The organism is Kitasatospora sp. UYEF31 (genome assembly GCF_057291755.1).
The window spans coordinates 20,985-28,529 of record NZ_JBXAWK010000070.1; the positions used below are offsets into that span (position 1 = coordinate 20,985).

Here is a 7,545-nt window from a genome sequence, read left to right on the forward strand (position 1 = left end):
GAAGCACCGTGGCCGAAACCGAAACCGAGACCGAGACCGACACCGGGTTCCGGGCCGCCTGGCACTGCGCCCCGGGACCCACGTCAACACTGGCCTTCGCCGTGCCGCTCGGCGCGCTGGCCACGCTCGCGCTGCCGGCGGTCGTCGCCGGGGTTGTGGACGCGGTGCTCGGCGGAAACGACACCGGCGTCCCGGTCCTCCTGCTGACCGGCGTGCTGCTCGTCTCCCTGGCCTGCGGGGTGGCGGTGGAGATCGCCGGCCCCGGACTCGGGGCCACCCTCACCGCGAGGGTCAGGCAGCGGATGTGCGGCCACCTCATCAGCCTGGGCACCGCCGGCCGCAACACGCTTCCGCCCGGCGACGTGACCTCCCGCGTCGTCGGCGCGGCCCCGGACGCGGCGGGCACAGTGCCCGCGGTGCTCGGCGGCCTCGGTGCCGCGGTGACGTCGATCGGCGGTGTCGTCGCGCTCGGCTTCATCCATCCGCTGCTGGCGCTGGCCTTCCTCGGCGGTGTCGTCCCCGGCGTGCTGATCGTACGGATGTTCATGGACCAGGCCACCGACTGGTTCACCCGCTACCAGGAGGCCCAGGCGAAGATCTCCGTCCGGCTTACCGACGCGCTGGCGGGATCCCGGACCATCCGTGCGTGCGGCACCCGGGACCGTGAGGTCGAGCGGGTGCTCGCCCCACTGCCCGAACTCCAGTCCGCCGGACTGGGCCTGTGGAACAGTCAGCGGCTGACCGTGACGAAACTCCTGCTCCTGGTGCCAGTGGTCGAGCTCGCCGTCCTCGGCGTGGCCGGACACCTGCTGACCAGGGATACCATCCGGCCCGGCGGCATGGTCGCCGCCGCCGGATACGCCGCCCTGGGCCTGGGTTTCCTCGAACAGCTCGAATCCCTCGTCAGTCTCGCCCGCGCGCGGGCCGGGCGGCGGCGCGTCGCCGGGCTGCTCGACCAGACCCCCGCCGCACACGGCATCCGCCGGATCCTGCCGATCGGTTCGGGCGAGGTCGTCTTCCGCAAGGTCATCGTCCGCAGTGGTGACCGGATCATCCTGGACGAACTGGACCTCATCGTCCCCGGCGGTTCCTGCGTGGCCCTGGTGGGCGCGTCCGGCTCCGGGAAGTCCACCCTGGCCGCGCTTCCGGGCCGGCTGCGCGCCGCGGACGGCGGCGAAGTCCTCATCGACGGCGAGCCCGTGGACCGCCAGGCGCCCGGCGAACTGCGGCGCGCGGTCGCGTACGCCTTCCCCCGGCCGAACCTGCACGGGGCGACCCTGTACGACGCACTGGCGTACGGCCGCCCCGGTGCCGAGTCCGCGGATGTCACCCGGGCGGCCCACACCGCGCACGCCGACGCCTTCATCCGCCGCCTGCCGGAGGGATACGCCACTCCGCTCGGCGCACTCCGACTGTCCGGCGGCGAACTCCAACGCCTCGGCCTGGCAAGGGCGTTGACGCAGGACGCCCGCATCCTTGTCCTGGACGATGCGACGTCCAGCCTCGACACCATGACTGAGCATCAGATCCTCGAAGCCCTGACCAACTGCCGTAACGGAACCAAGGGTTCCGGCGGACCGACGCGGATCATAGTGGCCCACCGGGCTGCGGTAGCCGCACAGGCCGACAAGGTCGCCTGGCTCGACAAGGGCCGCATCCGGGCCCTCGGCCGGCACAGTGAACTGTGGACCGATCCGGCCTACCGCGCGGTGTTCGGCGTTGTGGACGCTCCCGAAGACGCTGCTGCCGAACCCCCGGAACCCCCAGAGACCGCAGAGACCCACAAGGACTCCGATACCGGGGAGACCGAAAAGTGAAGCGCGGACGCCACGCCGCCGAGAACCCGGCCCGGCCCACCCTGGTGCACGACGGCTTGGACCTCCTCGCCGGGGAACTGCGTCACCAGCGGAAGCCGCTTGTCAGAGTACTGGGCTGGTCGGTGCTGGAGTCCGCCCCGGTCCTGCTCTCCGGGGCGATCGTCGCCGCCGCGCTGGACGCCGGTTTCCTGGCCGGGAAGCCCATGACCGGTTTCGCCCTGCTTGCCGTGCTGGGCCTGGCGATGCTGCTGCGCACAGCGGCGACGTACGCGATGTTCCCGCAGTTGACCGCGGTTGTGGAACCACTGCGGGACGCGCTGGTCAAGCGGGTGGTGGGCGCTTCGATCGACGACGCCCTGGACTTCCGGGGCGATTCGACCGCCGCGGTGGCCCGCCTCACCGAGCAGGTCGAAAGCTGCCGCAACCTCACCGCGTCGGTGCTCCGTACGATGCGCCAGCTCGCGGTGACCATCGTCGCCGCGCTGATCGGCCTGGCCTTCCTCGCGCCGCTGCTGCTGCCGTTGGTGCTGGCTCCATTGGCCGTCGCGGTGTGGCTGTTCGGCCGGCTCCTGGCGCCGTTGGCCGAGCGCCGCCGGGCCCTGGTGCTGGCCGACGAGGAAATCGCCGCCCGGGTCGGGAAACTCGCCACCGGGCTGCGCGACATCACCGCCTGCGGGGCGCAGGAGCGGGCCGGCGACGAAGTCGGCAGTGCCGTGGAGGCCCAGGCGACGGCGGCCCGTTCGCTCGCCCGCGCGTCCGCGCTGCGTCTTCTGGTGGTCGCGGTGGGCGGCCAACTGCCGCTGATCGTCGTGTTGTCCGCTGCGCCGTGGCTGGTCCGCTCCGGCTCCCTGTCCGCCGGTGAGGTGGCCGGCACGGCGCTCTACCTCGTGCAATATCTGGAACCCGCGGTCCGGGCACTGACGGCCACCGTGGGCGGCTGGTTGCTCGAACTCGTCGTAGTGGCAGGCCGGTTGGCGGAATGCCGACCGCGTACGGCCGCCCCCCAAGCCGAAGCCGTGAACAGTGCGCGGAGTCAGAGTCCTTCCGTACGGCCGGGTTCCCGCCCGGCGGGCCTGGCTGTCGAAGGCCTGACCTTCGCTTACGGACCGTACGCCGAACCCGTCGTCCAGGGGCTCTCGTTCACCCTCGACCACGGGCAGCACCTGACGGTCGTCGGCCCCAGTGGAATCGGCAAGTCAACGCTCGCAGCCCTGCTGTGCGGACTCCTCGCACCCGGCCAGGGCCGGGTGCTGCTCGACGGCGACGCGCTCATCGGCGTGCGTCCCGACATCACCGTCGTCCCGCAGGAGGCCTACGTCTTCGCCGGGCCGGTCCGCGACAACCTGACCTATCTCGCGCCCGGGGCCACCCGTGCCGAACTCGACCGGGCGGTCCGGCTGGTCGGCGCCCACGAGTTGGTCACCCGGATGGGCGGCTACGACGGCGACCTTGACGACCCGTCACTGTTGTCCGCGGGCGAGAAGCAGCTTCTCGCCCTGGTCCGGACCTATCTGTCGCCGGCCCGGTTGGTCATCCTCGACGAGGCCACCTGCCACTTGGACCCGGCGGCCGAAGCCCTGGCCGAGGCCGCGTTCGCGACCAGGTCCGGGATACTCATAGTGATCGCCCACCGGATCGACTCCGCCCGCCGGGCCGACCGGATCCTGCTGATGGACGGCAACGTCCCGCGCATGGGCACACACACCGAACTCGTCGAACGGTCGGCCACCTACGCCGACCTGGTGGGCCGCTGGACCCAGTCGGCGGCGCCGCCCCGGCCGAGCCCGCGCAGGTCGCCGAAGAAACCGCCGGACGTACGGATTCCCCTGCCGCGCAGGGCCTCTGCCTGAGCGCCGCCAGAAGACTCCGGCGCGGCCTCTCCCCCACGGAGGCCGCGCCGGTTGCTTTTTGACTGCCGATCAACTACCGGTGTGCCCGTCCAGGATCGACTGGAACCCGTACCGGTCGTGCGGCCCGAAGATGATCTGTTCAAGCACGCCGTACCCGACGCGCCCGTCGCTGCCGTCCCCGTTGATCTGCACGGCCCGAATGACCTGCTGCTGGTGCTGCCGGTCGAAGGCCAGCGGTTCGACCTTGTCCAGCTCCCAGCTCTCGTAGCCGACTTCCAGCTCCCCGTGCCACATCGCGTGGCCCCACTCGTTGTGGAGGTAGCCGAGGCCGGCCAGGAAGCCCCGCGCGCCGAGCATTTCCACGCGGTACGAGAACGGCTTGCCCGCGGCGTCCGTCAGGTGCATGGTGCCGCCGGAGATCCGCCGGGTGCCGGGGTGGAACGTCAGCTCGTGCCGTACGAGGTCGAAGTGCCCGAACTCGGCTCCGTCGTAGGGCATCCGGACCTTCGCCGGGTCCGGCTTCACCCCGAGCGACGCGGCCGTCGCGATGCGGTGGCCGTCCTTGTGGTACATCACACCGTCGGCGCGCTCGAACGAACCCCACAGGGTGACTTCGTCGTCCCAGTGCAGCGGCGCCCACAGCCACATCAGCGGGTTGAAGGGGCGCGGAGCACCGCCCTCCTTCTCGCCGACGGGACGGACGCCCCAGGAGCGGTCGCGGGTGCCGAGGACGGACTCGGGCCGGATGTCGAGCACCTTGCCGCCGGGCAGGGTGACAGTGCCCTCCCAGACGCCGAGCTGCGTCAGCCGGGTGGTGTCCATGATGACGTGGTGCCCGTTGCGGGTCGTCATCCGGTCCTCTTCGATCGCCGCGTGGCGCGCGGTGAACGTGAGGTCGAACGACAGGCCGTGCTCGTTCTCCGCGCCGGTGATGCGCAGGACCTTCAGCGGCTCGACGACCTCGACCTTGAGGGGCCCGACCGTTGTGTCGAAGCGCTCCACCGGGGCCCGCCGCGAGGCGTGCAGCGCGTGCTGGACCCCGTCCACGGAGATGGTGAAGTGTGCGTCGGCCACAAAGCGGTTCGGGTACAGGCCGTGGGCGAAGGCGAAGTAGAAGCCACCGGCCTTGTCGTAGCCGTTGAACCAGTAGCGGTCGTACGCGTTCCGGTCGCTGGCCATCGGCGTGGCGACCGGCTCGGGCGTCTGGTGGATCGGGAAGTCGTCCCCGGAAGTGAGCATGGAAGCTCCCCTTCGTCGTTGAAGGTGTACATACGACACGTGTCGGACCACGTCACACGACGGGCGCGCGCGGTCCGGCTGCCCTGGACCGCACGCGCCCGGTTTCCGGCTACTTCTCGCGCTTGAGGAACAGCAGGTCGGTCGCCGAGAAGCCCTGGTTCAGCTTCTTGTCCGCGTAGTGCGGGGCCAGCACCTGCGCCAGCTCGTCCGGCGTGAACGTGGCCTGCTTGGAGTCGAACTTGGCCTGAAGTGTCGGGCGTTCGACCACCGCGACGAAGCCGCCGTGGACGACGAAGACCTGTCCGGAGATGTCCTCCGCGGCCGGCGAGGCCAGGAAGGCGACCAGCGGCGAGACGTGCTCGGGGGCCAGCGGGTCCATCTCGCCCTCGGCGACGTTGGAACCGTCGCCGAACACGTTGGTCGTCATGTCCGTACGGGCGCGCGGCGCGATGGCGTTCGCCCGTACGCCGTACTTGTGCAGGCCGTTCGCGGTGCTCATCGTCAGCCCGACGATGGCCGACTTAGCGGCGGCGTAGTTCGGCTGGCCCGGCGACCCGGCGAGGAACGCCTCGGACGCCGTGTTGACGATCCGCGCGTACACGGGCCCGCCCGCGGCCTTCGACTTCTCGCGCCAGTACTTCGCCGCGTGGTGCGAGGTGTTGAAGTGGCCCTTGGCGTGGACCTTGAGGACCAGGTCCCACTCGTCCTCGGTCATCGAGAACAGCATGCGGTCGCGCAGCACACCGGCGTTGTTGACCAGGATGTCGATCGATCCGAAGGTGTCGATGGCGAGTTGGACGAGTTCACCGCCCGTGGTGAAGTCGGAGATGTCGCCGTTGTGCGCGACAGCCTCGCCGCCGAGGGCCTTGATCTGCGCTGAAGAATTAATCTCAGCGACGACATCTTCGGCGGGGTTGGCCCCGTTCGGCGCGAAGTCGTTGATGACGACCTTCGCCCCCTGCTTGGCCAGTTCCAGTGCCTCGGCCCGGCCGAGTCCCCGGCCGGCCCCCGTGACGACGGCGACCTTGCCCGCGAGCGACGTACTCATCTGCTGTTCTCCCCAGGGTGTGATGGCGCGATGTGCCGTCGGTCACGCGCGGAACGTGGTGGACCGATCTCCATGACCGACGTTCCGCGCATGACCGACGTAGTAGGTACGAGTGAGCGTCAGACCAGGGTGACGATGGTGCGGATCGACTCGCCGCTCTTCATCAGGTCGAAGGCCTGGTTGATGTCCTTAAGCGCCACGCGGTGCGTGATCATGCCTTCGAGGTCCAGGCGGCCCGCGCGCCACAGGCGCACGATGCGCGCGTACTCGGTGACGATGTCGCCACCGCCGTAGATCGAGCCGATGATCTGCTTCTGGTCGAAGAACAGCTCGAACATGTTGAACGAGACGTTGTCGTCCATCGCGCCCGCGCCCACGATGATGACCTTGCCGCCGCGGCGGGTCAGCTCGTACGCGCTACGCGCCGTGAAGGACTTCCCGACGACCTCAAAGACGACGTCGAAGCCCTGACCGGCGGTCAGCTCGTTCTTGAACGCCTTGGCCTCATCGGGGATCCCGGTGTGCGTGGCGCCGAACTTCTTCGCCCACTCGTGCTTGTTCTCGGCCGGGTCGATGACCACGATCGTGGAGGCACCGGCCGCGCGCAGCCCCTGGATGACCGCGATACCGACGCCACCGGCGCCGATGACCAGCGCGCGGGCGCCCGGCTCGACCTTCGCCGAGTTGAAGACCGCACCGACGCCGGTGGTCACACCGCAGCCGATCAGTGCGGCGATCTCGTACGGGACGTCATCGTCGACCTTGATCGCACACGGGGCCGCGACAACGACCTCCTCCGCGAAGGTTCCGGTGCCCGTGAAGCCGTAGGACGGCGTGCCGCCGAAGGTGAAGTTCTGGTTGCCCGCGTTCATGAAGCCTGAGAGGCACAGGTTCGACTGGCCGCCGCGGCACTGTTCGCACTTCCCGCACGGCGGGGCCCAGCAGATGATGACCTTGTCGCCGAGCTTGAGGTCGGTGACGCCCTCACCGATCTCGACGATCTCGCCGGCGCCTTCGTGACCCGGCACGAACGGGGCTGGCTGCGGAAGTACGCCGGTCATCGCCGACAGGTCGGAGTGGCACACGCCGGTGGCGTGCAGCTTCACCCGGACCTTGCCCGGCCCCATGCCGACAGCCTCGACATCGTCGCGGACCTCAAGGGTGGACTGGCCGGTCTCGTGCAGTACAGCAGCGCGCATGGGGGTGCTCCTCGTCCGGATTCGGGCCTGACCTGCCCGACCTCGGTGGAAGCTATAACGCGTTCTCGTTTTCCACAAGGTCGGTGACAGAGTCAAGCTATCCGGCGGAGGGCAGGAACAGAAGGGATCAGACTAAGAGACCTCGTTCACAGCGGGGGAAGCAAATGCCGCCAACCGGGACAAGAGCGGCGGCGCTCGGTCATGCACATCGCTGCCCGGCCGGCCCTGGGCGGGGGTTTCGCAAGACGAAAGTCGAATTACGGCGTACGGTTTTCCCCAGGTATAGGAATACTTCCAGAAACGCAAAAAGCCCCCGTCCATAAGGACGGGGGCCTTTCACTCAAGATAATTCCGGCGGCGACCTACTCTCCCACACCCCTTCGAGTGCAGTA

The 7,545-nt window shown here is 69.4% G+C and carries 5 protein-coding genes; 2 read left to right on the forward strand and 3 right to left on the reverse strand.

Features of this window, described 5'->3' with window-relative positions; all coding sequences use genetic code 11:
• Positions 1–8 precede the first annotated feature (8 nt).
• A complete protein-coding gene (locus tag AC0Z36_RS25835) occupies positions 9–1,817 on the forward strand; it encodes an ATP-binding cassette domain-containing protein (RefSeq protein WP_485465454.1) in 1,809 nt (602 codons plus the stop codon).
• On the forward strand, positions 1,814–3,667 hold the full coding sequence (locus AC0Z36_RS25840) for an ATP-binding cassette domain-containing protein (RefSeq protein WP_485465455.1): 1,854 nt from the start codon (positions 1,814–1,816) through the stop codon (positions 3,665–3,667). Before AC0Z36_RS25835 ends, AC0Z36_RS25840 begins: the two co-directional genes overlap by 4 nt.
• Positions 3,668–3,736: 69 nt before the next feature.
• On the opposite strand, the gene AC0Z36_RS25845 is transcribed toward AC0Z36_RS25840, so the two are convergent.
• From AC0Z36_RS25845 to AC0Z36_RS25855, 3 genes are all read right to left on the reverse strand, one after another.
• On the reverse strand, positions 3,737–4,906 hold the full coding sequence (locus AC0Z36_RS25845) for an Rv3169 family protein (protein WP_485465456.1): 1,170 nt from the start codon (positions 4,904–4,906) through the stop codon (positions 3,737–3,739).
• Positions 4,907–5,015: 109 nt separating this feature from the next.
• Positions 5,016–5,954, reverse strand: coding sequence for a 3-oxoacyl-ACP reductase (locus tag AC0Z36_RS25850; RefSeq protein ID WP_485465457.1), 939 nt, complete (start codon positions 5,952–5,954; stop codon positions 5,016–5,018).
• Positions 5,955–6,073: 119 nt separating this feature from the next.
• On the reverse strand, positions 6,074–7,153 hold the full coding sequence (locus AC0Z36_RS25855) for a Zn-dependent alcohol dehydrogenase (RefSeq protein WP_485465458.1): 1,080 nt from the start codon (positions 7,151–7,153) through the stop codon (positions 6,074–6,076).
• Positions 7,154–7,545 lie beyond the last annotated feature (392 nt).

Coding starts and splice junctions, on each gene's coding strand:
- AC0Z36_RS25845 (WP_485465456.1), bottom strand. CDS start 4,906: ATGCTCACTTCCGGGGACGACTTCCCGATCCACCAGACGCCCGAGCCG.
- AC0Z36_RS25850 (WP_485465457.1), bottom strand. CDS start 5,954: ATGAGTACGTCGCTCGCGGGCAAGGTCGCCGTCGTCACGGGGGCCGGC.
- AC0Z36_RS25855 (WP_485465458.1), bottom strand. CDS start 7,153: ATGCGCGCTGCTGTACTGCACGAGACCGGCCAGTCCACCCTTGAGGTC.